22 protein-coding genes, 2 tRNA genes and 1 pseudogene are annotated in these 24,523 nt (G+C 53.7%); 22 read left to right on the top strand and 3 right to left on the bottom strand.

Annotation, left to right across the window (positions count from 1 at the left end; all coding sequences use genetic code 11):
- The first annotated feature begins 101 nt into the window (after positions 1-101).
- The 11 genes from OCV69_RS10725 to OCV69_RS10675 all read left to right on the top strand — a co-directional run bounded on the left by OCV69_RS10725 (position 102) and on the right by OCV69_RS10675 (position 12,672).
- Positions 102-680 (top strand): Maf family protein, encoded by a 579-nt coding sequence (locus OCV69_RS10725; RefSeq protein ID WP_334307932.1) that lies wholly within the window; start codon positions 102-104, stop codon positions 678-680.
- A 12-nt stretch (positions 681-692) separates the two neighbouring features.
- The gene (locus OCV69_RS10720; RefSeq protein ID WP_158359104.1) at positions 693-1,484 is read left to right on the top strand and encodes an HAD family hydrolase; all 792 of its coding nucleotides are present in this window, start codon (positions 693-695) and stop codon (positions 1,482-1,484) included.
- Positions 1,484-2,485, top strand: a complete 1,002-nt coding sequence (locus tag OCV69_RS10715) for a peptidylprolyl isomerase (RefSeq protein ID WP_158359102.1) — start codon at positions 1,484-1,486, stop codon at positions 2,483-2,485. Before OCV69_RS10720 ends, OCV69_RS10715 begins: the two co-directional genes overlap by 1 nt.
- The gene (locus OCV69_RS10710; protein WP_158359100.1) at positions 2,482-2,976 is read left to right on the top strand and encodes a DUF5721 family protein; all 495 of its coding nucleotides are present in this window, start codon (positions 2,482-2,484) and stop codon (positions 2,974-2,976) included. Before OCV69_RS10715 ends, OCV69_RS10710 begins: the two co-directional genes overlap by 4 nt.
- 10 nt (positions 2,977-2,986) lie before the next feature.
- Positions 2,987-3,937 carry a LysR family transcriptional regulator gene (locus OCV69_RS10705; RefSeq protein ID WP_158359098.1) on the top strand — a complete coding sequence of 317 codons (951 nt, stop codon included), beginning with the start codon at positions 2,987-2,989 and terminating at the stop codon, positions 3,935-3,937.
- A gap of 89 nt (positions 3,938-4,026) precedes the next feature.
- A complete protein-coding gene (locus OCV69_RS10700) occupies positions 4,027-5,406 on the top strand; it encodes a YfcC family protein (RefSeq protein WP_158359096.1) in 1,380 nt (459 codons plus the stop codon).
- Between the two features lie 15 nt (positions 5,407-5,421).
- A complete protein-coding gene (locus tag OCV69_RS10695; RefSeq protein ID WP_022273695.1) occupies positions 5,422-6,630 on the top strand; it encodes a M20 metallopeptidase family protein in 1,209 nt (402 codons plus the stop codon).
- A gap of 155 nt (positions 6,631-6,785) precedes the next feature.
- Entirely contained in the window at positions 6,786-8,498 is a 1,713-nt protein-coding gene (locus OCV69_RS10690) for a M3 family oligoendopeptidase (protein ID WP_158359094.1), read from the top strand.
- 241 nt (positions 8,499-8,739) lie between these two features.
- Positions 8,740-10,755 carry a molecular chaperone HtpG gene (gene htpG, locus OCV69_RS10685; RefSeq protein ID WP_022273693.1) on the top strand — a complete coding sequence of 672 codons (2,016 nt, stop codon included), beginning with the start codon at positions 8,740-8,742 and terminating at the stop codon, positions 10,753-10,755.
- A gap of 9 nt (positions 10,756-10,764) precedes the next feature.
- Positions 10,765-11,730 carry a CPBP family intramembrane glutamic endopeptidase gene (locus OCV69_RS10680; protein ID WP_158359093.1) on the top strand — a complete coding sequence of 322 codons (966 nt, stop codon included), beginning with the start codon at positions 10,765-10,767 and terminating at the stop codon, positions 11,728-11,730.
- Positions 11,731-11,835: 105 nt separating this feature from the next.
- Positions 11,836-12,672, top strand: a complete 837-nt coding sequence (locus OCV69_RS10675) for a DegV family protein (protein WP_158359091.1) — start codon at positions 11,836-11,838, stop codon at positions 12,670-12,672.
- Positions 12,673-12,695: 23 nt separating this feature from the next.
- Here OCV69_RS10675 and mnmL read toward each other — a convergent pair whose 3' ends face one another.
- Entirely contained in the window at positions 12,696-13,619 is a 924-nt protein-coding gene (gene mnmL / locus OCV69_RS10670; protein WP_158359089.1) for a tRNA modification radical SAM protein MnmL/YtqA, read from the bottom strand.
- Between the two features lie 115 nt (positions 13,620-13,734).
- On the opposite strand from mnmL, the gene OCV69_RS10665 reads away from it, so the two are divergent.
- The 7 genes and pseudogenes from OCV69_RS10665 to OCV69_RS10635 all read left to right on the top strand — a co-directional run bounded on the left by OCV69_RS10665 (position 13,735) and on the right by OCV69_RS10635 (position 21,611).
- Positions 13,735-15,021 carry a galactokinase gene (locus tag OCV69_RS10665; RefSeq protein ID WP_158359087.1) on the top strand — a complete coding sequence of 429 codons (1,287 nt, stop codon included), beginning with the start codon at positions 13,735-13,737 and terminating at the stop codon, positions 15,019-15,021.
- Entirely contained in the window at positions 15,008-16,024 is a 1,017-nt protein-coding gene (locus OCV69_RS10660; protein ID WP_262563098.1) for a TAXI family TRAP transporter solute-binding subunit, read from the top strand. The genes OCV69_RS10665 and OCV69_RS10660 overlap by 14 nt, the downstream gene beginning before the upstream one ends.
- A gap of 43 nt (positions 16,025-16,067) precedes the next feature.
- Positions 16,068-17,006: a DUF1177 domain-containing protein gene (locus OCV69_RS10655; protein WP_158359084.1), complete on the top strand. Its 939-nt coding sequence runs from the start codon at positions 16,068-16,070 to the stop codon at positions 17,004-17,006.
- A gap of 106 nt (positions 17,007-17,112) precedes the next feature.
- Positions 17,113-17,919 (top strand): annotated as a pseudogene (locus tag OCV69_RS10650) (tyrosine-type recombinase/integrase).
- 158 nt (positions 17,920-18,077) lie between these two features.
- On the top strand, positions 18,078-19,862 hold the full coding sequence (locus tag OCV69_RS10645) for a C40 family peptidase (RefSeq protein WP_262427527.1): 1,785 nt from the start codon (positions 18,078-18,080) through the stop codon (positions 19,860-19,862).
- Positions 19,863-20,009: 147 nt separating this feature from the next.
- Entirely contained in the window at positions 20,010-20,417 is a 408-nt protein-coding gene (locus tag OCV69_RS10640; RefSeq protein ID WP_158359082.1) for a hypothetical protein, read from the top strand.
- Between the two features lie 102 nt (positions 20,418-20,519).
- The gene (locus OCV69_RS10635) at positions 20,520-21,611 is read left to right on the top strand and encodes an N-acetylmuramoyl-L-alanine amidase (protein ID WP_331485706.1); all 1,092 of its coding nucleotides are present in this window, start codon (positions 20,520-20,522) and stop codon (positions 21,609-21,611) included.
- Positions 21,612-21,834: 223 nt separating this feature from the next.
- Here the strand turns inward: OCV69_RS10635 and OCV69_RS10630 are convergent.
- Positions 21,835-21,907, bottom strand: a tRNA-Ala gene (locus OCV69_RS10630).
- 20 nt (positions 21,908-21,927) lie between these two features.
- Positions 21,928-22,001, bottom strand: a tRNA-Val gene (locus tag OCV69_RS10625).
- Between the two features lie 409 nt (positions 22,002-22,410).
- Here OCV69_RS10625 and OCV69_RS10620 point away from each other — a divergent pair.
- The 4 genes from OCV69_RS10620 to OCV69_RS10605 are packed head-to-tail and all read left to right on the top strand — an operon-like array spanning position 22,411 to position 24,350.
- Entirely contained in the window at positions 22,411-22,581 is a 171-nt protein-coding gene (locus OCV69_RS10620; RefSeq protein ID WP_262563097.1) for a hypothetical protein, read from the top strand.
- Positions 22,582-22,597: 16 nt separating this feature from the next.
- Positions 22,598-23,980: a DUF6138 family protein gene (locus tag OCV69_RS10615; RefSeq protein WP_158359080.1), complete on the top strand. Its 1,383-nt coding sequence runs from the start codon at positions 22,598-22,600 to the stop codon at positions 23,978-23,980.
- A gap of 10 nt (positions 23,981-23,990) precedes the next feature.
- Positions 23,991-24,137, top strand: a complete 147-nt coding sequence (locus OCV69_RS10610) for a hypothetical protein (RefSeq protein WP_262563096.1) — start codon at positions 23,991-23,993, stop codon at positions 24,135-24,137.
- A gap of 21 nt (positions 24,138-24,158) precedes the next feature.
- Positions 24,159-24,350, top strand: a complete 192-nt coding sequence (locus OCV69_RS10605) for a hypothetical protein (RefSeq protein WP_470207084.1) — start codon at positions 24,159-24,161, stop codon at positions 24,348-24,350.
- The last annotated feature ends 173 nt before the right edge of the window (positions 24,351-24,523 follow it).

Here is a 24,523-nt window from a genome sequence, read left to right as displayed (position 1 = left end):
CGGGCATCCTGGACCTGGAAGATCCGTAGAGGGAAAGAGGCGGCTGAAGGCTTTTTAGCAGTTGGCGGCCTCTTTTCTTAGAAAGGAAGCAGAAAATGGAAATAAAGAGTGTAGTTCTGGCATCTGCGTCTCCCAGAAGGAAGGAGCTGCTTTTGCAGATCGGGATCCAGCCGGAGATCGTTGTGAGCCATGTGGTGGAACAGGTCACCTCCAGCGTGCCGTCAGAGGTGGTCATGGAGCTGGCGTCCCAGAAGGCGGCCGACGTGGCAGCCGGGAGAAAGGCCGGGGAGACTGTCATCGGCTCTGACACGGTGGTGGCCATAGATGGGAAGATCCTTGGAAAGCCAAAGACCCACGAAGAGGCCCGTGAGATGATCGGGATGCTGTCCGGCCGGGTCCACCAGGTGTATACGGGCGTCTGTGTGATCCTTAAGGGAGAAGACGGAAACGACCGTTCCAGGGTCTTTTTCGACAAGACCGATGTGGAGGTGTATCCTCTGACAGAGGAGGAGATCTTCCAGTACGCCATGTCGGAGGAGCCCATGGACAAGGCTGGGGCCTACGGCGTCCAGGGCTTTTTTGCCAGGTATATCAAGGGGCTTAAGGGTTCTTATGCCAATGTCATGGGACTTCCTGTGAGCAGGCTGTACCAGGAACTGAAGGAATTAAACGGAATTTAAGGAGTGCCGAAGATGATCAGACTGATCGTATCAGACATAGACGGGACCCTCACAGAGGATGGGGGAAGCCGGCTGGATCCGGAGCTTTACGAGGTGATCCTGAAGCTCAAAAGCCAGGGGATCTATTTTGCGGCTGCCAGTGGCCGCCATTCAGCCAGCATTGAATATATTTTTGATCCAATAAAGGATAAGATCTTTTACATCGGGGACAACGGGGCGTATCTGGGCTGCTATGGCAGGGAGCTTTTTCTGACCCGGTATAAGCAGGAGCTGGCTATGGACGTGATCGCCGATATGAAAGCCGCCGGTCTGGACGTTTTAGTGGACTGTGCGGACTGCGCCTATACGGATTCCAGGAATCCGGAGTTTCTCCGGTGGATGTTAAACGGATATCATTTCCGCTTAAAGAAGCTGGAGGATCTGAGTACCCTTGCTGAGCCCATTGTGAAGATCGCCGGCTGCCGTATGGAGGGCCTGGGAAGCCGGGCGGACGGGTTTAAGGAAAAATACGGAACGAAGCTTAAAGTGACCCTGGCGGGAGAGCAGTGGCTGGATACCATGGATCCGGGAGTCAGTAAGGGCGCGGCGGTGAAGCTTCTCCAGGAAAGCCTCATGATCCGTCCCGAAGAGACCATGGTTTTTGGCGACCAGTTAAATGATATCGAGATGTTAAACCAGGCGTATTACAGCTTTGCAGTGGCTAATGGACGGCCGGAGACCCGGGCCGCCGCCAGATTTCTGGCGGATTCCAATGTAAACCAGGGGCCGTTGAAGGTATTAAAGCTGTTGGTGGAGCGGAAATAATGGAAAAGAAGATGAAAAAACGGAAAAGCGCGTGGATATGCCGGGCGGCTGTCTCCATGGCGGCCATGGCGGCAGCCGTATGCTTAGGGGGCTGCGGCGCAGTGGAAACGCTGTATTCCGGAAAAGGAGAAAGGGAATACGGAAAGGCGGAGACCATGGTGATCCTGACCACGGAGCGGCTCCGCTACGAAAACGTATATTCAGAGGAGATCTGGACCGCAGAGGTGGACGGCGGTGGAACGGCCTTTGAGACGGTCCTCACAGGCCAGATCCATGATTTTTTAAAGGAGCTGAAGGTCATGAGCCTCATGGCCCGGGAAAAGGAGATCACCCTTTCCAGCCGGGAAAAGGAGCTGGCCAAAACAGCGGCCGGCCAGTATATGGACGCTCTGGGCTCTGTCCAGGCAGAGGAGTTCGGGCTGACAGAGGAAAAAGCGGAGGCCTTGTATACGGATTACTGGACAGCGGAAAAGCTGGTGGAGACCATTACAGGGGATATGAACCTGGAGGTCAGCGACAGCGAGGCCAAGGTGATCTCCGTGGCCCAGATCCAGGTTTCCGACAGGACCCGGGCAGAAGAGATCCGTTCAAAGATCCAGGAGGAGGGAATGGATTTTTTTGCCGCAGCCAAGGAATATTCAGAGGATCCGGAGATAAAAAAACAGCTCTGGTACGGCCTCATGGGAGAGGAGTATGAAAAGACGGCCTTTTCCATGGCATCCGGGGAGGTGAGCCCGGTGGTGGAGGACGGAGGGAAATATTACATCCTGAGGTGCGAAAACGATTACGATGAGGCTGCCACCAGAGTCCGCAAGGAGCAGATGATACGGGAAAAGAGAAGCGCTGCCTTTTACAGCTCCTACCAGGCGTTCCAGGCGGAACACCCCCTGACCGGGGACGAGGAGCTGTGGCAGGGGCTTACGGTCACTGGGAGCCCGGCTGTGACGGCGGATTTTTTTGAGATCTTTGAGACGGTATGTGCCGGGGAGGAACAGGTATGATCGCATTGCGGATCGAGGAACAGAAGAAATTTACCTCGGGGCTTTTTATCGGAGAGCTGTTCGATCAATTTCTTTTAAGGGAGGCGGACATCGTCACCTTCAACCGGTTCACCATCGACGGCCGGGTGCGCCGGGGCTACTATACAGGAGAGGAGCAGGAGGAGGGGAAGATCGGTGAGTTTTCCTCCTGGAGGACCATAAAGCCCGTATGCTTTTCCCTGATCCGGGGAAAGCGTCTGCCGGAGACCTTCCGCATCGTCCTCTGCCTGTCGGAGGAGGCCAGGAGCCGGTTCGTACAGGCCCATGCTCCGGGGATCCTGCCGGAGCAGGCAGGCGGCCTCTATATCAACATCCAGTATGAAAACCAGGAAATGACCTGTGTTACGGGCACATCCATGAACGTTTTCACCATGGACCGGACCCTGGAGCGGGAATGGGATGAGAGCGTAAAGCAGTTTTTAAAAAGAAGCGGGATCGCGTTTACCTGTTAGGAGGCGGCAGTTGAATTTTGATAATTACAGATATTTTGCAGCAGCGGCGGAGGAGTTAAACTTCACAAAGGCGGCCAGAAAGCTTTTTATGACCCAGCAGGCCCTCAGCAAGCAGATCGACAAAATGGAAAAGGAGTATAATACCCGGCTGTTCAACCGGGAAACGCCCATGAGCCTTACGCCGGCCGGAGAGTGTATGTACCGGCACGTCTGCCGGATTCTGGACAATGAGCGGCAGATGCGGGCAGAGCTGGACGCGGTTCTGGGGCAGGAAAGCCGGAATCTGGTGGTGGGCGTCTCCTATTTCCGCAGCAGCATCCTGATCCCGCGGATCATGAAGGAGTTTTCAGGGCTTCATCCGGAGATCTGCGTGACCGTGAAGGAAAAGAACCTGGCGGGCTGTGTTGCGGATCTAAAGCTTGGAAAGCTGGATCTGATGTTTGGTTATCATATGGAGGACGATCCGGCCCTGGTGTCCCACCGGCTGTCCCGGGAGGAGACCGTCCTGGCTGTGCCGGAGCCCATGGCAGCGGAATGCCTGTCTCCGGAGGAGATCCGAGGCTTTAAAGAAGAGGGGATCGTCTCGCTGCGTCCTTTTTCCGGATGTCCCTTTGTGCGGATGGATGCAGATACGTGGATGGGGGAGCAGTTTGACCGGTATTGCAGGGAGGATGGCTTCGATCCGAAGATCTTCGTCATATCCCAGAGCGTCCTTACGGTGCTGGAGTGCTGTGCCGAGGGCATCGGGGCAACGCTGGTTCCTGCCGGCTATCTGGACCATCTGACGGCGGAGCAGAGAAGGGGGATGGTATTTTTCAGATGGAGATATCCGGATATCATACCGTCGGGGGCCGTCCTTCATCTGAAGAGCAGCTACATCACAAAGGCAGCCATGGACTTTGTGAAGTGTTCACAGAAAATATGCGGAGAAGAGGAATCTCTTTGGAATGGATTCTTTTAGTTGTGCCATGCGACAAAAACGTTGTTTGTTAAAAATGACGGAAGAAGATAAAATAATCATAAAATATTACTAAAAAAGGAGAAAGACTTATGCAGGCAGACAAAAAGAAAAAAGAGTCCATGAGCATGTGGAAGATCATCCTCATCGTAAACCTGGCTGTGTACATCCTGTCGTTTGTGATCCCGTCGGGAGCGTACCAGAGAGATGGAAAGATGGCAGTTCCAGGCACCTATGAGGTGGTGGAAAAGACGTATCTGAACCCGGTGGATGTGATCCTGGCCGTGGGAGATACGGTATATTCCTCCTTCGGAAAGCTGTTCGTGACACTGATCATCATGGGCGGCATGATGGGGATCGTCAACTCCACAGGAGTCCTGGACCGGGCCCTGGGGAATCTGATCCACCGGCTGAAGGATAAGGCCCTGGCGATCATTCCGATCTATGTATTTGCCACGGCCCTTTTAGGCTGTGTGGGCTCCATGATCTCCACAGTGATCCTGTTCGTTCCCCTGGGACTTCTGATCGCCAGAAAGCTCCGGGCAGACCGGACCTTTGCCGTTGGCCTTGTGATCCTGGGCTCCTTCACCGGCTTCATGTCCTCCCCCATCAATCCCCTTACTGGCGTTATGGGACAGGAGATCGCCGGCCTGGTTCCTTATTCCGGCGCAGGTCTCCGGACCATCGTAACGATCCTCAATGTGGCGGTGGTTTCCGCATACCTGGTATGGTGGGCAAAGCGCTGCCAGAAAAATACAGCCATATACGAGGCGGATTTCGGCGGAGAGGAGGACGTGGAGAGCGGAGAGTATGAAAATACATATAAGCCTCTTTCCGGCCGTGAAATGGCGATCCTGGCGATCTTCTTCGGCGCATTTATCTTTTTTGCTGCCGGCGGCCCGACCCTGGGCCTGGGCATGACCCAGTTAGGCTCCATTATGCTTCCCGTTGCCTTTGTGGAAGGGATCCTGGCCGGATACAGCCTGGACGATACCATGAAAAACTTCGTAAAGGGAACCCAGTCCATGTGCGGCGTTATGGTATTCATGGTCCTGGCCTCCATTATGAGCATTATTTTAAACCAGGCGGGAGTCCTGGACTCCATCGTTTATTACATCTCCATCCCCTTAAGCCATTTAAGCAGCGCTATGGCGGCTGTGGGAATGTTCATTGCAAATGCGTTCATTAACGTATTCATCGGCTCCGGCTCCGGCCAGACCGTGGTTGCCATGCCGATCATGGCTCCCTTAGCCGATGTGGTGGGCGTTACCCGCCAGATGGCAGTGCTCACCCTCCAGTACGGAGACGGCTTTACGAACCTGTTCCTGCCCACCAACGTAAACCTTATGGCATGTCTTGCCATGGCCGGTGTGGACTTTAAGCGGTGGATGAAGTTCCTGGTGCCCTGCTATGCGATCCTGTTTGTGATCATGGTCGCTTCCATCTTCATCGGAACTGCCATCGGATTTTAAGAGGAGGCCGGAAATATGGAATATAACGAAACCTTACAGGAAGAGCTGGTCCGCCTGTCGGATGAGCTGGAGGAGCAGACCCTCCGCCTGCGCCATGAGATCCATCAGTGCCCGGAGCTGTCCTTCCAGGAATTTAAAACCAGCCAGCTGGTGATGCGGGAGCTGGACCGCATCGGGATCCCTTATGAAAAGAGCCCCCAGGAGCCAGGGATCATCGCTGTCATCGACAGCGGCCGCCCGGGTAAGTTCCTGATGCTGAGAGCTGATATGGACGCCCTTCCAATCCAGGAAAAAACAGGGCTTCCCTTTGGTTCCCAGGTCCCAGGGGTCATGCACGCCTGCGGCCATGACGTCCATACGGCCAATCTCCTGGCTGTGGGAGAGCTTCTTTTCCGTACCAGAGAGCGCTGGAACGGAAAGGTAAAGCTGGTGTTTCAGCCGGCAGAGGAAAACGGCGGCGGCGGCCGTGAGATGATAAAGGCAGGACTGATGGAGGAGAAGCCGGACGCCTGCTTTGCCCTTCATGTGAAAAACGGGGCCAGCGGCCTCATTTACTTAAAGCAGAAGTACCTGTCTTCCTATTCGGATGGCTATACGCTGACGATCCATGGCCGGGCAGCCCACTCCTCCATGCCGGAGGAAGGCGTGGATGCCATTTACATTGCGTCGGCAGTGGTGTCCGCCCTTCATGGGATCGCGTCCAGAAACCTTTCGCCCATGGCCCAGGCCACGCTGAACGTGGGGACCATCCACGGAGGTTCGGCGCCCAACATCATTGCGGACCAGGCAGTCCTGGGCGTGATGATGAGAAACGTATCCAGGGAATCCAGGGATGTAATGCGCCATCAGATCGAGACCCTGGCAAAGGGGATCACAGAATCCATGGGAGGAACCTGCGACATCGCCTTCCGGGCCGGATATCCGGCAGTCTACAACGACGTAGAGTTTACAAAGACCGTGGAGCAGGCCTTCCGCAGCAATGCGGACCGGCTTTATGAGAACATGGGAGATGGCCGTCCGGAGGGGTGGCTGGTCACAGACCTGGATCCCATGCTGGGAGCCGAGGACTTCGGTTTTTTTGCCCAGGAGGCCCCGTCCTGTATGATCTTTGTGGGAACGGGAGGGGATGCGCCCATGCACAATCCCGGTTTCCAGGTGGACGAGCGTTACATCAAGCTCTGCACCAGAGCCATGGCTTTTGTGGCGGCAGAATATCTGAAATAAAAAAGAGGCCTGCGGGCCTCTTTTTTTCGTAGGAAAAAGCGTCCCATCTGCTGGAAAGAGAGCGGGATCCGGCAGAAATCTTTCTCTCCCAGATTGCAGAAACTCCGTCTTTGTAGTAAAATAAAGACAGAAAACTCCTGGCAGGGAGGTTTCATATGGGAAAGAAGAAAGGGGAAGCAGAAACTATGGAAAAATTTTCTGAACTTCAGTATGTCCGCCCGGATATGGAAAAGGTACTGGGAGACATGAGAGCAGTCACAGAGGCTCTGAAAAATGCCGCAGACTTTGGGGAGTTTAAAGCGGCGTACATGGATTATGTGAATACGGATATCCAGGTCTCCACAGCCAGACAGCTGGCCCACATCCGGAACACCATCAATATGATGGATGAATTTTATGAGACAGAGATGGGATATTTCCACGCATGGATGCCGAAATACGAGATCCTGGTAAAGGAAATGGGAACGGTGATCTTAAATTCTCCCTTTAAGAAGGATATGGAGGAGGAATTCGGCTCCATCCTGATCCAGAATATGGAGGTGGGACAGCTCCTTTCCAGTGAGGCCGTGGTGGACGATATGGTAAAGGAAGCGGAGTTAGCCAACCTGTATTCCAAAACTGTGGCTGGTGCGTCTGTGGAATTCCGGGGGGAAATGTGCAGCACCTACGGCCTTTTAAAGCATATGCAGAGCACAGACCGCCAGGAGCGGAAGGAAGCGTTCGAGGCCTGGGCCCGTCTGTTTGAGGGGATCTCACCGAAGATCGACGAGATCTATGACGGTCTGGTACAGCTCAGAGCCGGAATGGCAGAGAAGCTGGGCTTTGAGAGCTTCATCCCCATGGGATATTATAAACGCCGCAGATACGATTACAACGCAGAGGATCTGAAGGTATTCCGCCGCCAGGTGCAGGAGGTGATCGTCCCCGCCTGTGTAAAGCTGTATGAAAGACAGAGAAAGGCCCTGGGCGTGGATACCCTTCATTATTATGACGAATCCATTTCCAGTCCCCAGGGAAATCCGGTTCCTGTGGGAGACCGGGACTATATGGTGAAGAAGGCCCAGGAAATGTACCGGGAGCTGTCTCCGGAAAGCGGGGAATTCTTTGATTTTATGGTGGAGCACCAGCTGTTTGACCTGGAGACCAAAAAAGGAAAACGGGTCGGCGGCTACTGCACCTCCCTTCCCCTGTACCATGCGCCCTTTATCTTCTCCAACTTCAACGGGACCCAGGCGGATGTGAACGTGCTGACCCATGAGGCCGGCCATGCCTTTGCTGGCTTTACGGCGGATAAATTCCAGAAGACCCCGGAGCTCTGCCACAGCACCAGCGAGATCAATGAGATCCACTCCATGGGCATGGAGCTTTGGACCTATCCGTGGATGGAAAGCTTCTTTGGAGATAAGGCGGAGCAGTACCGGAAGGAGCATTTAGCCGACGCGCTGATGAAGATCCCGTATATGGTCTGTGTGGATGAATTCCAGCACCGGGTATTTGAAAAGCCGGAGATGACGGCCATGGAGCGGAGGGCCGTATGGAGCGAACTGGAGAAGGTCTATATGCCCTGGAGAGATTATGACGGAAACGCCTTCCTTACAGGAGGCGGATTCTGGATGCAGAAGCAGCATATTTTCCTGTATCCTTTCTACTATGTGGACTACGCCATGGCCCAGATCGGCGCCTTCGAGTTCTATACCAAGATGAAGGCGGACCGGAAGGCCGCATGGGCAGATTATTATAAGTTGTGCCAGGCGGGAGGCTCCATGGGCTACTTTAAGCTCTTAGAGTACAGCGGGCTTCACAATGTATTAAAGGAAGGTTCCGTAAAGGAAGCCCTGAAGGCTGTCCTTGAGGAGCTGGAGGTATAATAAAAGAGATCTGCGGTTTATGCCGCCCGGGGCCGGGAACGTATCCTGGCTTCGGGCGGCGTTTTTGCGGCCAGAAACCCGGACAGACAGTTTTGCTAGCACTCACTTCGCGCGAGTGCTAAATTTTTGTTGACATTTCCATCCAAAGGTATTACAATATCCATTGTTGCAGAAAAAATAACCGTCGTCTGACGGAGACATACATTCAGAACAGCAGAAATATCGAAGGAGTGGATTTTTTATGGCAAAGAGCGGAAGTTTATCCATTAACAGTGAGAACATTTTCCCCATTATCAAAAAGTGGCTGTACTCAGACCATGACATTTTTTACAGAGAACTGGTGAGCAACGGCTGCGACGCCATCACAAAGCTGAAAAAGCTGGCGCTGATGGGCGAGTACGAGGAGCCGGACGGGGTGGAATATAAGGTGTCCGTCACCGTAAACCCCAAGGAAAAGACCATCCAGGTCTCCGATAACGGTCTGGGAATGACCGAGGACGAGGTGGAGGAATATATCAACCAGATCGCCTTTTCCGGGGCTCAGGACTTCTTAAATAAATACAAGGACAAGGCCAACGAGGACCAGATCATCGGTCATTTCGGACTGGGCTTTTATTCTGCGTTCATGGTGGCAGACCGCGTGACCATCGATACCTTATCCTATAAGGCAGACGCCAGGGCGGTCCACTGGGAGTCCGAAGGCGGCACGGAGTATGAGATGACCGACGGGGACAAAACAGAAGCCGGAACCACCATCACCCTTTATTTAAACGACGACAGCACCGAGTTTGCCAACGAGTACCGGGCCAGAGAGGTCCTGGAAAAATACTGCGCCTTCATGCCAGTGGAGATTTATGTGGCAGACGAGACGGCGGAGCCCCAGTACGATACCATCGAAAAGGATGAGCTGACCGATAAGGACACTGTGATCGAGACCATTGTGGAAGAGGCAAAGACCGAGGAAAAGGAGAACGAGGACGGTACAAAGGAGACTGTGGAGGTTTCCCCAGCAAGAGAAAAATATAAGATCTTAAGACGGCCCGAGCCCATCAACGATATCCATCCCCTGTGGAATAAGCATCCCAACGAGTGCACAGAGGAGGAATATAAGGAATTTTACCGCAAGGTATTCATGGACTTCAAGGAGCCCTTATTCTGGATCCACCTGAACATGGACTATCCCTTCAACTTAAAGGGGATCCTGTACTTCCCCAAGATCAATATGGAGTACGAGAGCATCGAGGGAAAGATCAAGCTGTATAACAACCAGGTGTTCATCGCCGATAATATCAAAGAGGTGATCCCGGAGTTCCTGATGCTGTTAAAGGGCGTCATCGACTGCCCGGATCTGCCCCTGAACGTATCCAGAAGCGCCTTACAGAACGACGGCTTTGTGAAAAAGATCTCCGATTACATCACAAAGAAGGTGGCAGACAAACTTTCCGGCATGTGCAAGACCGACCGGGAGAATTATGAGAAATACTGGGACGATATCAATCCCTTCATTAAATTTGGCTGCTTAAAGGATGAGAAGTTCGCAGAAAAGATGAACGATTATATTATCTTTAAAAACCTGGACAGCAAATATCTGACCTTGAAGGACTGCCTGGATGCCAATAAAGAAAAGGGCCATGAAAACCAGGTGTTCTATGTGACCGATGAAAAGGAGCAGAGCCAGTATATCAACATGTTCAAGGAGGCTGGCCTGGATGCGGTGATCCTTCCCAATGCCATCGATTCCCCGTTCATCTCCCATCTGGAGCAGAAGAACGAGAAGGTGAAATTCCTCCGGATCGACGCGGATGTCAACGAGACCTTTAAGGAGAAGGAAGAGGACGACGAGGCCGCAAAGGAGCAGGCAAAGAAGGATGCAGAAAGCCTTTCAGAGATCTTTAAGAAGGCCCTTGGAAACGATAAGCTGGAAGTGAAGGTGGAGAAGCTTAAGAATGAGTCGGTGGCCTCCATGATCACCGTTTCCGAGGAGAGCCGCAGAATGGCCGATATGATGAAGATGTACAGCATGTACGGCGGCGGCGCAGACATGTTCCCGGTATCGGAGACTCTGGTGTTAAACGCCAATAACCAGCTGGTGAAATTCGTGCTGAACCACAAAGACGGAGAGAACACCGGAAAGATCTGCCAGCAGCTTTACGATCTGGCCAAGCTGGCCCATGGAAGCCTCTCTCCGGAGCGCATGACAAAGTTCATTGCAAGAAGCGGCGAGATCATGATGGACATGGCCCGGGAAGAGCAGTAAAGGACGTTTATGGAATATAAAAGACGGGACTATTTTATCACATTTACCATGCTGGGACTTTCCGCAGCGGCCCTGATGGCGTACCAGTACGCCGGGGCCCTGCTGTTCGGCCTGGCTGAAACGTGGGCAAAAAGCCAGGAGACCGGCGTTTTCCGCTGGTTTTCCTGGCTTTTTGACTCTCCCTGGACCGCTGTGCTGGTGAAATATCTGTTCGTCATCGGCGGCGCCTATCCGATTATAGCCCTCCTTTTGTGCCGGATCCCAAAGTTTAAGGGAAAGCTTCAGCCCCTGTCCCTGGCGGCCTTTCTCCTGTGTCTCATCGCCGCCATGGGGACCGGGAACGTTTTTAATCTTCTGGGCAATCTGGTGAACGCCTTTTTCTCCGCGTTCAACGGCAGGACCATTGAGGAAATGAACCCGGCGGCGGAGATGATGATGGACATGACGCCGTCCATGGTCATTTACGCCTGCTTTCTGGGACCGTTCATGGAGGAGCTTCTGTTCCGGGGCATGATCTTAAAACGGGCCAGACGGTTCGGAGACCGGACGGCGGTGGCGTTCACAGCGGTGCTCTTCGGGCTCATGCACGGAAACCTGCTGCAGTTTTTCTATGCGGCTGCCATCGGCCTGATCCTGGGCTACGTGGCCGTAAGGACCAGCAGCATCCGCTATACGGTCCTGATGCACATGGCCATCAATTCCTTCAGCACCGTCATGGTGGCCGGGCAGGAGCTGGTGGCAGCGGCCCTGGGAGACCTGGCAGCGGTCCCTTATTCCATGGCATTCCTGGCCTTCCTCGTTTTTATGACAGCCGGCGGGGCCATGGTCCTCTGGCGGTTCGGCCCCATCTGGTACCGCCAGGTGACGGCCCATAACGGGGAAAAGAGCCCATGGAAAAAGTATGTCTACTGGAATCCGGGATTTCTTCTGTTTCTGGGACTGTGCCTGCTGGAGATGATCGTGTACCTGTTTTGAGGAAAAGCTTTTCCGGGGGATTGACTTTCCGGCAGTGAGATCCTATAATATGTAGTAATGATTACTACATCGCGCAGGGCGCGGTTTTAAGCTGGAGGAAGCGGTATGAGATATAAGATTATAGGGGACAGCTGCCTGGATCTGACAAAGGAAATGAGAAAGGATCCCTGTTATTCCACGATCCCTCTGACACTGATGGTGGGAGAGCGGCATTTTGTGGATGACGAGACCTTTGACCAAAAGGAATTTATAAAAGTAGTAAATGAGTACCCGGAGTGTCCGAAATCGGCCTGTCCGTCTCCGGAGATGTTTAAGGAGGCGTACTGCTGCGAGGAAGAGAACGTGTTTGTGATCACTCTCTCCGCGGCCTTAAGCGGAAGCTATAACAGCGCGGTCCTGGCGAAGTCCCTTTATGAGGAGGAGTATGGGAAGAAAAATATCCTGGTGCTGGATTCAAAATCTGCGTCCAGCGGCCAGTTAAATATCGCCATGTATATCCGGGAACTCTGTGACCAGGGCCTGGAGTTTGACGAGATCTGTGAAAAGGCTGCTGCCTACCGGGACCGGATGAATACGTATTTTGTCCTGGAATCCCTGGATACGCTGAAAAAAAATGGACGCCTTACGGGGCTCCAGGCATTTTTTGCCACCAAGTTAAACATCAAGCCGGTCATGGGTGCGGACAACGGAACGATCATTAAGCTGGACCAGGCCAGGGGGATCCAGAAGGCCCTGCAGCGTATGGCGGAGATCGCCGTGAAGGAAGCTGGGACCACAAAAGACAAGCGTCTGGTGATCGCCCACTGCAACGCCCCAGAGCGCGCCCAGTTCATGAAGGAAAAGCTCTGCTCCATGGCAGAGTTCAAAGAGGTGGTCATCACCGATACCTGCGGAGTATCTACCGTATACGCCAACGACGGAGGCGTGATCTTAGCATTATAGGAGCCAGAAAAGGGCCGGGAGTATCAGTACTCCTGGCCCTGATAAATTTTATTTTCTTTCAGATACCTGGCCATGGAATTCAGCACCAGACGTTTGTTTCCGCTCCATAAGGGGGCTGTCAGCAGGGATCTGGGCCCGTCGCCGGTGAGCCGGTGGATCACCGTTTCCGGAGGAAGGAGCTTTAAACAGTCTCCCACCAGCTCCAGATACTGGGAAAACTCCAGGACCTGGAAGGCGCCCTGGCGGTACAGCCGGTCCAGGTCAGTGCCCTTTAATACATGGAGGAGCTGAAGCTTGATCCCGTCGATCTTAAGGCCTGCCAGGTACCGGATGGTTTCCAGCATATCCTCCCGGGTCTCGCCCGGAAGGCCCAGGATCACATGGACGATGACCGTCAGGCCTGCGGCCCGCAAACGGCGGAAGGCGTCCTCGAAAACGGGAAGCCCATAGCCGCGGCGGATGAACCGGGCGGTGGACTCATGGATGGTCTGGAGGCCCAGCTCCACCCATACGGGCTTTTCCTGGTTCAGCCGGGAAAGGAGAGCCACAGTCTCATCCGGCAGACAGTCGGGCCGGGTGCCGATGGACAGGGCGCAGACCTCCGGCAGGGAGACGGCTTCTGTAAACAGGGCTTCCAGATAGGGAAGAGGGGCGTAGGTGTTGGTGTAGGACTGGAAATAGGCGATATACAGGGCGTCGGGACCGGCCTTTTTCTCCACCAGTTTTTTTGCCAGGTCCGCCTGCTCACGGAGAGAGAGCTGCTTTTTGGCGGCAAAATCCCCGGAGCCGCCCTGACTGCAGAAGATGCAGCCGCCCCGGCCCACAGAGCCGTCCCGGTTGGGACAGGTCATGCCGCCGTCCAGGGCCAGCTTATATACTTTTCTGCCAAACATTTCTTTTAAATGAAAATCCAGAGAATGATAGGGTTTTCCGTTCCAGCTGTTCATGTTTTACAAAACCTTTCCACGAAACTATTGCAAGTATGTAGGTATCTATTATATAATGGGAAAAGGCTGGCTGGCAAGGACCAATGACAGCCATATGGAAAAAGGAGATGGATCGATGGAAAAAAATTTGCTGTTACAGCAGCTGGACGGCGGGAAGGCCGCGGACTTCCTGGAAAAAATGTATGGAAAGGACCATGCAAAGGAAAATAAAAACCGGTATCTCCATGTAATGGAGGGCTTTGTCCAGGCCTTTAAAAATACAGACATGTATCTGTTCACCTCCGCTGGCCGTACAGAGATCAGCGGAAACCACACGGACCACAACCATGGAAAGGTCCTGGCAGGAAGCATCAACCTGGACTGTGTGGCTGCGGCCGCAGCCAACGGGACCGATGAGATCCATATCATCAGCGAGACCTACAACCAGAGGTTTACGATCCGCCTGGACGACCTTTCTCCCAGCGAAAAGATGGCGGGGACCATCGATCTGACCAAGGGAATGTTAATGGGCTTTCAGGAGATGGGGTACAGGATCGGCGGCTTTGACGCCTTTATCACCAGCAACGTCATCAGCGCTGCCGGAGTCAGCTCCTCTGCATCTTATGAGATGCTGATCTGCTCCATGATCAATACCTTCTTTAACGGGAATAAAGTGGATGTGGTCACCTACGCCCATGTGGGAAAATATGCGGAAAACAAATACTGGAACAAAGCTTCCGGCCTGCTGGACCAGATGGCCTGCGCCGTGGGCGGCATGATCACCATTGATTTTAAGGATCCCTTAAAGCCAGTGGTGGAAAAGATCAATTATGATTTCGGAGCCCAGGACCACAGCCTGATCATTGTCCAGACAGGAAAGGGCCATGCGGATCTCAGCGCAGAATACTCCTCCATCCCCTCGGATATGAAAAAGGTAGCTGCCGTGTTCGGAAAAGAGGTCTGCGCCGATATCACAGAGGAAGAGGTCATCGCGCGTGTGACCGAGGTGAAGGAAAAGGCCGGGGACCGGGCGCTCCTTCGGGCGCTTCATTTCTTCGAGGAAAATAAGCGGGTGGAGAAGGAAGTCTGCGCCTTAAAGGAGGACCGGTTTGAGGACTTCCTGGAGCTGATCACTGAATCAGGCAATTCCTCCTGGAAGTGGCTCCAGAACTGTTATGTGCCGGGAAGCGAGGAGCAGGGCATCACCACCGCTCTGGCCCTTACAGAGCTGTTTCTTAAGGAAAAAGGCTGCGGAGCCTGCCGGGTACACGGCGGCGGTTTTGCCGGCGTGATCATGGCCATGATCCCCAATGCCCTGGCAGACGAGTATATTGCATACATAGAAAAAGCCATGGGCCAGGGAAGCGCCTACCGCATGAGCATCCGTCCCTATGGTGCCGTGTGCGTCAATGATTTTATATAAGATGGGATACAGAAAGAGAAACAGAACGCCCGGATGGCCATCGCGGCTTCTGGTGGCAGCGGTCCTTTTGGGAAGCGCCCTGGCGCTGTGGGGCTGTGCTCCGGACGAGGAGGTAAAGAGAGAACGGCAGTGTGTGACTCTGGCCGGAGGGCTCCACGGGGAGCTCATTCACAGGGAGGCCATCGCCCTGGCCGATTCAGTTAATACCTCTGAGTCCACGGTCTATGTGGAGCTGAAGGAGTCCAAGGGCTCTCCTGTGAGCCTGGAAAACCTGTGCCAGGGGAAATATGATCTGGCCCTGGTATCCGGAGATGTGGTTTATGACGCCTGGAACGGGGAAGGGACCTTTGAGGGAGAGAAAAAAGAAAATTTCCGCATCCTCATGGCCTGTTATCCGGCGGCGTCCCAGTGGCTGGCCCGGAGGGACTCGGGTCTGGCCTTTGTCCATGAACTGGACGGCCGGAATCTTTCGGCCGGACCGGCGTTTTCGGAGACGGGAATGGCATCTGCGGCGGCCTTTGACGCCCTGGATATGGATGTGAAGGAAGAAAATTTCTGGCAGCGGGGGATCGAAAACAGTACAGGGATCTTAAGAGACGGGACCGTGGACGGGATCCACGGCTTCCTGGAGGCTCCCGCAGACGTTTTCATCAGACTCTCAGAGGAAATGGAGGTTTCAGTCCTTTCCTATACGGAGGAGGAGCTGGACCGGATCCTGGAGATTAATCCGGGATACCAGAGGCTCACGCTCCCGGCAGGAACATACAGGGGTCAGGAGGATCCTGTGAGGACCTTTGGCTTTCCGGTATTTTTATGCGCCGGAGCGGAGATGGAGGATGGGCTGGCCTATGAGATCGTCAGGGCCATGGATGAAAATATAGGAAAAGCGGGAGATCCGCGCCTGGCGGCCATGGAGGATAAATCCTTTTTGTGCCAGGATGGGTCTGGGCTCCTTCACGAAGGGGCCAGGCGGTATTATCAGGAAAAGGGATATATAGATTAAACAGCTAAAAATAGCGGCGGCTTTACGCAAGGAGGGTTTTATTATGTTATATAAGCAGCTCATTGAACTTTTTGATATCTTAGACAGCGCTTCGGCATCCGGAGCACAGGTGGTGGAATATCTCCGCTCCATCGTTCCGGACTGCCAGGTGGAGACTTACCCGTTGGAGGGACCCAAGGGCCACACAGATATGGTGCGGATCCTGATCCCCGGAAAGAACGGAAAGAGCAAAGGCGGCTCTGCAAAGACCATGGGTATCTTAGGCCGTCTGGGCGGCCTGGGAGCAAGACCGGAGCAGCTGGGCTTCGTTTCTGACGGAGACGGCGCTTTAACGGCTCTGGCAGTGGCTGCAAAGCTTCTGGATATGCAGAAAAAGGGTGATTTCTTAGAGGGAGACGTATTTATCTCTACCCACGTATGTCCCGACGCGCCCACCACGCCCCATGAGCCCGTTCCGTTCATGAACTCCCCGGTTGAGACCTGGCAGGTAAATAAGGAAGAGGTTACCGATGACCTGGACGCCGTTTTAGTGGTGGATACCACCAAGGGCAACCGGATCATCAATCACCGCGGCTTTGCCATCTCCCCCACTGTGAAGGAGGGATACATCTTACGGGTCAGCGAGGATCTTCTGGATGTAATGATCAGCACCACAGGACGGCTGCCCCACGTATTTGCCTTAAGCCAGCAGGATATCACTCCCTACGGAAACGGCCTGTACCACTTAAACAGCATTTTACAGCCGGCAACAGCCACCAAGGCCCCGGTGGTAGGCGTGGCAGTGACCACAGAGACCACAGTGGCAGGCTGTGCCACCGGAGCTACCCATCTGGAGGACCTGGAGGATGCAGGACGGTTTATGCTGGAGGCAGCCAAGGCCTTTGGAAATGGTCTGTGCTCCTTCTACGATGAGGAGGAATTTGGACGGATCCAGAAGCTGTACGGCTCCATGGAGCACTTCCAGACCCTGGGGAAACAGTAATCGGAGAGTTATAAAACATCGGCTTCGATGCATGTCGAAAAACAGGGAAATACATGGTATTTTGAGAAATGTCTGATAAAATCATATTGAAAGGAGGTCTTTCAATATGAGAGAAGACGATTTTGAGGTATATCTCCGGAACACGAATCTGTCGGAAAATACCATCGCATCCTACAAATTTGCTGTCAAGCAGTATTTCGCCCAGTTCGATACGGTGACGCAGAAAAAGCTGCGGGACCATAAGATTTGGCTGATCGAATCCTATAAGCCCTAAACGGTGAATTTAAGGATCCGCGCCATCAACTGCTACCTGGACAGCATTGGAAAGGGAGAGTGGAAGCTGCAGTTTGTAAAGGTGCAGCAGAAGGCCTTTCTGGAGAATGTGATCAGCGAGGCGGATTATGAGTATTTTAAAAGCTGCTTAAAGCGGGACGGAGAGCTGTTCTGGTATTTTGCAGTCCGCTTTATGGCAGCCACCGGGGTCCGGGTCAGCGAGCTGATCCAGATCAAGGCGGAGCATGTACAGATCGGATATATGGATCTGTATTCCAAAGGCGGAAAGCTGAGGCGGATCTACATACCGAAGCTTTTGCAGGAGGAGGCGCTGGCCTGGTTGGAAGGAAGAAACCAGACCAGCGGCTTTCTTTTTTTAAACAAGCAGGGACGCCGGATCACCACCAGGGGTGTGGCGGGACAGCTGAAGGTCATGGCCCTCCGGTACGGCATCGATCCGGCGGTGGCCTATCCCCATTCCTTCCGCCACCGGTTTGCCAAAAGCTTTCTGGAACGGTTCAATGACCTGGCCCTGCTGGCGGACCTTATGGGACATGAGAGCATTGAGACCACCAGGATCTATCTGAGGAGGACCAGCACCGAGCAGCAGGCCATCGTGGACCGTGTGGTGGACTGGTGAGGCCTGGTACGGCGTATTTTCCACTCTTTCCTCATGAAATCGTAAGAAAAATATCATGGTTCATCCCGGGAAAAAATTTGACAGGAACCCTTATAATCTGCTAAAATGGGTTACGGTATGTATATAAATCCGGAAATTCCCGGAGATGGAGAGTATCAATGACGGATGAAGAGAAAGTAACGGAAAAAAAGAATAAGGTACAGCCGGAGGAGAATATTGAACGGCTGAAAAAGATCCGGCAGAAACGGACCAGCGGCGTTTCCATGAAATATATGGCGGGCGCAGGCGCGGCTGTGGCAGTCGTGATCGTCGTGGCTGTGGCTGGAGGCGTTCTGGGAAAGAGCGGGGAAAGCCGGGCCGGAAGGATAAAGGTGGAGACCGTGGAGGCGTCCCTGGAGACGACGGCTCCGCCGGAGACCAGCGGGGAACCGGCGTCCATTGTTCTGGAGACCACCCTTTCGGCGGAGGAGATCGCCGAGAAGGAGCATGACGAGGCGGTCCAGAAGGTCCTGGACGGTTATGCAAACCTGGGGATCGCCGGGGTATCCGGCTATCTGAATGTGAGAAAGATCCCGGAGACCTATGGAGAGGTGGTGGGAAAGCTTTTAAGCGGCGGTGCCTGTGAGATCATCGACACCTCCACCGACGGCTGGTATAAAATATCCTCCGGCGGCGTCACCGGCTACGTCAGCTCCCAGTATATCTATACGGGCGACAAGGCCAGGGAGGTGGCGGCGGAAAACGTCATCCAGCGGGCAGTGGTCAGCACAGATAAGCTGAATGTGAGAAAAGAGCCCAGCCAGGACAGCGAGATCATGGGCCAGGTCTATAAGGACGAGCGGTATCCGGTGGAGAGCATCCAGGACGGCTGGGTGCAGATCGACGACGGATATCTTTCTGCGGACTATGTGACCGTCCGCTATGCCCTCAATGAGGCCCGGAAGCAGGATATGCGGACCACGGTCTTAAGTCTTTATGAGAATCTGGGCGTTTCCAACGTGAGCAATTATCTGAACGTCCGGGATAAGGCCAGTGAAAGAGACGGAAAGATCATTGCAAAGCTGCCCAGCAACGCGGGCTGTGATATCCTGGAGACCACGGATGACGGATGGTATAAGATCCGTTCCGGAAAGATCACAGGCTATGTGAAGTCAGAGTACATACTGACAGGCCAGCAGGCGGAGGATAAGGCCATGCAGGTGGCAAAGCTCATGGCCATTGCCAACACCGACGGCGTCAACGTCCGGTCCGAGCCCAATACGGAATCCAGGATCTGGACCCAGATCGCCAGCAGCGAAAAGTTCCTGGTGGTCAGCCAGCAGGACGGCTGGGTGGAGATCGAGCTGGATGATTCCACTGCCTTTATCTCCAGCGATTACGTGGATGTGAAATACGGCCTCAATGAGGCGATCCCCTATACTCCGGTGGTGGAGGCCCCGGCAAAAGGAAATGGAAGCACTGGAAGCTCTAAGCCGTCTGGCGGGACCACGTCAAAGCCTGGTAAGGGCGGAAGCTCCAAGCCATCCGGCGGAAGCGCCAACGACGGGGCGGCCGGTTCCAGCGCAGGAAGCGTTTCCTCGAAACGGGCCCAGATCGCCAACTATGCCGTGCAGTTTGTGGGCAATCCTTACGTATGGGGAGGCACGAGCCTTACAAACGGCGCGGACTGCTCTGGCTTTACCATGTCTGTCATGGCCCACTTTGGGGTATCCCTGCCCCACAGCTCTGCGGCCCAGGCAAACTGCGGAAAATCCATCAAATCCAGCCAGATGCGGCCTGGAGATCTGGTATTCTATTCCGGCAGCGGCGGCGGGATCAACCATGTGGCCCTTTATATCGGCAACGGCCAGGTGGTCCATGCCTCCAGTAAGCGGACGGGAATCAAGATCTCTTCCTGGAATTACAGGAGCCCGTCCAAGATCGTCAACGTGCTGGGAGACTAATGCAGCAGCGGCTGGCTTCCTCCGCCGGAGGAGCCCGGCCGGGGCAGGTCTTTGGTTTTCTGGCTGCGGAATGGAAAAGCCTGCACCTTTTTTGCGGCTGTCCCATATGATAAAGTACAACCTTAAGTAAAAAAGGAGATTTATCATATGTGCTGCAATCGAAATAATTTTGTGAACAACGGATGTTACAGAAACTGCCGGAACACCTGCTGGAACAGCTGGTGGTACCAGAACTGCGGCTGCCAGAGTACAGGAAATATTGGTTCCGCAGGCTGTGGCTGCGAAAATACTGGAAACGCTGGGAACCATGGTGGCTGCGGAAATACTGGAAACGGTGGAAACTGCGGCTGCGGAAACAGCGGAAACGCCGGGAACAACGGTGGCTGCGGCTGCGGAAACAGTGGGAACGCTGGAAACAATGGCTGCGGAAATACCGGAAACACTGGGAACTGCGGCTGCACTGGCAGCGGCGGATGCTGGATGGAGGTGTACTGCAACGGCCAGTGGTGGACCATCCGGTGCCAGGCCGGAAGATACGGGTGCAGGACGGAATAACAGAAACAAAAAGGCGGGCGGGAGGCTGTGCTTCCCCCTGCCTTTTACATATCGGGCAGGAGCCTGGCCGGAAAACGGCCGGAGAGAAAGAGGAGGGGTTATATGAACAGAAAGAAAGTAGGACTGATGGCTGGCATCGGGCTTCTTATGGCGGCCGCGGCGGTGCCGGGAACGGCCCTGGCGGATACGGTATATGTGACGGCGGGCAATTTAAACTGCCGGGAGGGAAAATCCACAGACAGCGCAGTTCTGGGAACGGTACCCAGGGGGACGAAGATCCAGCGGGAATCGGACGACGGAACCTGGAGCCGGGTGACGGTCAACGGAAACGCGTGTTATGTGGCCAGCCGGTATCTGAGCAGCCAGGAGCCGTCCAGTGTCCTGGATGGGAAGTCAGCCGTACAGGTCCATGAAAAAAATGTACATGTGGAAAGCTCGAAGGACGTGTTCCTGGACAAAAACTGGGAATTTGCTTCATTTTCCAAGATAAACAGCGAGGCGGCGGTGTATTATAAGAACGGAAGGGCGGACCGGAAGGGAAAGACGGTCTGTGTCAATGCGGGCCATGGGACCCGGGGCGGAAGCTCCATGAAGACCCTCTGCCATCCGGACGGATCTCCCAAGGTGACCGGAGGGACCACAGGAGCCGGAGCCGTGTATGCGTCCGCCATATCGTCCGGGATGACTTTCGCAGACGGAACGCCGGAAAGCACAGTGACCCTGGCCATGGCAAAAAAACTGAAGGATAAGCTGCTGGCAGAGGGCTACGACGTGGTGATGATCCGGGAGGAGGAAGATGTGCAGCTGGATAATGTGGCACGGACGGTGATCGCCAACAATACGGCAGATATCCATATTTCTCTGCACTGGGATTCCACCACATCCGACAAGGGCTGCTTTTTCATGAGTGTCCCGGATCACAGGTCATACCGGGCCATGGAGCCGGTGGCCTCCCACTGGCAGTCCCACAACGCCCTGGGGGAAAGTCTGGTAAAGGGGCTTAAGGAAAAAGGAAATAAGATCTTTTCATCGGGCGCCATGGCCATGGATCTGACCCAGACCTCTTATTCCACCATCCCCAGCGTGGATATTGAGCTGGGGGACAAGGCATCGGATCACTCAGACGCGGCGCTTGAAAAGCTGGCAGACGGTCTGGTCCTGGGGATCGGAAGATATCTGGACGGGCAGAAGTAGGCATACAGCAATGAGGCTGTACATAAGGACGAAACAAGAGAGAGGCCCGCAGGCGGGCTTCTCCGTCTGCGGCGGGTTGCTTCTGCGGCAAAGTTTCCCTTCGCCCCATGAAGATCCCCGCAGAGCGTTTTTTATGCCATAGGGTGCCATTTCCCATAACAAAAATACCGGAACCATCCAAAACGGTATGGTCCCGGTATTTTTGTATTGACAGAATAAAACATGGAGCATATGGGATTCGAACCCACGACCTCAACAATGCGAATGTTGCGCGCTCCCAACTGCGCTAATGCCCCGGATCTCATAAATAAGAAAATGGAAGCAATGGGGCTCGAACCCATGACCTCTCGCGTGTGAGGCGAACGCTCATCCCAGCTGAGCTATGCTTCCAAAAAGGTTTTCCAACTAAACGTTAGTATAGCACCAAACGGAAAATTTTGCAAGTTTTTTGTATACAGGAATTAACTTAGTTAAAATTTTATTTTAGGCATATGGATTCCTGTAAGAAAAATATTCCCGAATCAAACAATATGTGGTATAATGCCTGGAAACAGACATTATACCATCGCGCATCTGGTTTTCGCGTTCACCGCGAAAATCCAGGCGCTCAATTCTCCCGGAGAGGTACCATGTCCGAAGGGCATGGTATAATGTCTGTAAAACAGACATTATACCATCGCGCATCTGGTTTTCGCGTTCACCGCGAAAATCCAGGCGCTCAATTCTCCCGGAGGGGTACCATGTCCGAAGGGCATGGTACAATAAAAAACAATACTATGCGAACAAAAAGGGTGCTGCGATGAATCAATATATTGGACAGCCATTTGCTGCTTTAAGATACGAAAAAATTATTTTGGTTGTTGAAGAAACTACATTTGCTGGTGGATGCGGCTCCTTCAACGCGGCTTCTTCATGTCCTGCGTCAGCCTGTCTTCATGACAGTGCGGCGTGGGGCTTTTTTATTGTCTAAAAAGAGGTGATCAGACATGAGTTTGCCAAAACGCGACGGCGTAAATGACCGTTATTATCTGATACATAAACCGGATACTGACCCCGAAGTGCTGAAACACGCAGATCGGTGCATCCAGGATGTGTTGGATGGGACCGCAAAAGAAAACCATTCTGGCTCCCCGATGGTAGTTCGGAATCAAAGCGGAACTCCCTTCCTTCCCAGTCAGCTGCTGGATCGGTATCTGTCCAAGCTGCCTTTGAAGGGATTTCCCTGCGAGGAGGCGGTTGTATTCTGCGATGCCCTGCGGCGGTTGGCGGGCTGGAATGAGATCCGCTATAAGTTGGAGAAGTACATAGAAAAGCAGGTGCAGGAACGGTACTTCCTTGTTGGAGAGCGTGAAGATGGGTTTACAGTCTTTCCGCCCTGCACGGTGTGGGCGGAATTGCGCCCGGAGGATGTGGATGAAGGACTGCTGCACTTTGCCTGCTATGTGGCGGTCTGCCATACAGTGTATGGGCAGAGTTTTGAAGCTCTCATGACCGGGCATATTCTCGGTCTGGTTTCCCAGCTCCGCCCGGACATGGTAAAGGAGCTGAAAACGAGTGGCAGCGGCAAATTGCCGCCTAACATCCAAAAGCGAAAAACAAAGCACCTGACCGCCTCGGCCAACGACGCTTTCGCTGCCATCCGCATCACCGCCAAGGACTCCACAGATGAGTGCTATGCTGAAATCCTGGACTACCTGTGCGCGGTGCTGGAGCAGGAGGACTTCCCCCGCAGTTACTCTGTGGAGTTCCGTGGCCCAGAGAAAAACTATCTGCCCATTCCTGGGCTTCCGAAAAAGGGAGTGAATCAGCTCTTTGCCTGTGCTGTCCAGTACCCCAGATTACACGGCGATATTGAGCGGTATGCACGGCTGGCCATGCGGGAGTATGAATGGTACAACAATCTCCCCGATGAATCCTGCGCCATGCCCGGAACTTTTGCCGTGTTTGCCCTGGGGCTGGAAGGAGAACAGTGGGCACCGCTGGTGGTAGAGTATCTGGATCTATGCGATGATGAGCACTCTTCCCTGCAAGAGAAATTCCTCCATGCCTTTATCCGCAAGTTCGGTTTCCAGCTGTGGACCTTGGGCGTACTGGTGCGGGGTGCATTATCGATGCAGTGGCTGGAGCCTGCCAAGGAATTCCGCAGCCTGATTGCCAATGAGGAAAGCCTGGATGCTCTGCTGACAGTCAAGCACCGCTTCTCCGCCTATCTCCTGCCAGACGAGAGAAAGGATGCAAAATTCCAGGCTATCGCTTGGCAGAGCCTGCTCTGGGCCATCTGGGGAAAGGATTCTCAGAACGGCGGCAGCAAGGTCATCAAGACGGCGCCGAAGGAACTGAAAGAGAAATACCAGCAGGTATTTGCGTAAAGAGAACGCCATGAAAAAGAGAAAAGTCAAGGACTTTATTTCCCTGGACGCTCAAAAACTGGTTCGGGACTGCGAGGAATATCTGGAGGAGGAAAAAGATCTGGAGCTGGATTTAAAAGAGCGGGAAGGAGATTATCCAAAAGGAAACTCCCGATGATGAAAAGGGGGATATATGTAAATGAACCGCGAACCGATCACAGCGTTCTTGCAGGAACATTGGTATATTGCCTCGGTGATCATCGGGGCCGTGATTTTGATTGGAGCAGTCCGCAACTGGAACTGGCTCTGTGACCCACTGGTACGCGGGATGCTTACCGTCACAGCAGAGGATACCGGCGGGTGGTGTTCTTCCTGTTGGGCCTCCTCCTGATCGTGGTGAGTATCTGGGGATTTGTGCTGAAATTGAAATAGAAGCATTCTGGTGATATGTCAAGAACCTTTTGAAAAAGATTTTGATGTGTCTTTCCGAAAAAAGGGTAACCTTAATAAGACCTTCGGTATGTATCTCAAAAACCGAATGTCAGTTCGACCAGGTATTATATT

The organism is Alitiscatomonas aceti, from assembly GCF_025567195.1.
Classification (GTDB): domain Bacteria; phylum Bacillota; class Clostridia; order Lachnospirales; family Lachnospiraceae; genus Alitiscatomonas; species Alitiscatomonas aceti.
This window is presented reverse-complemented; position numbering and strand designations above follow the sequence as displayed.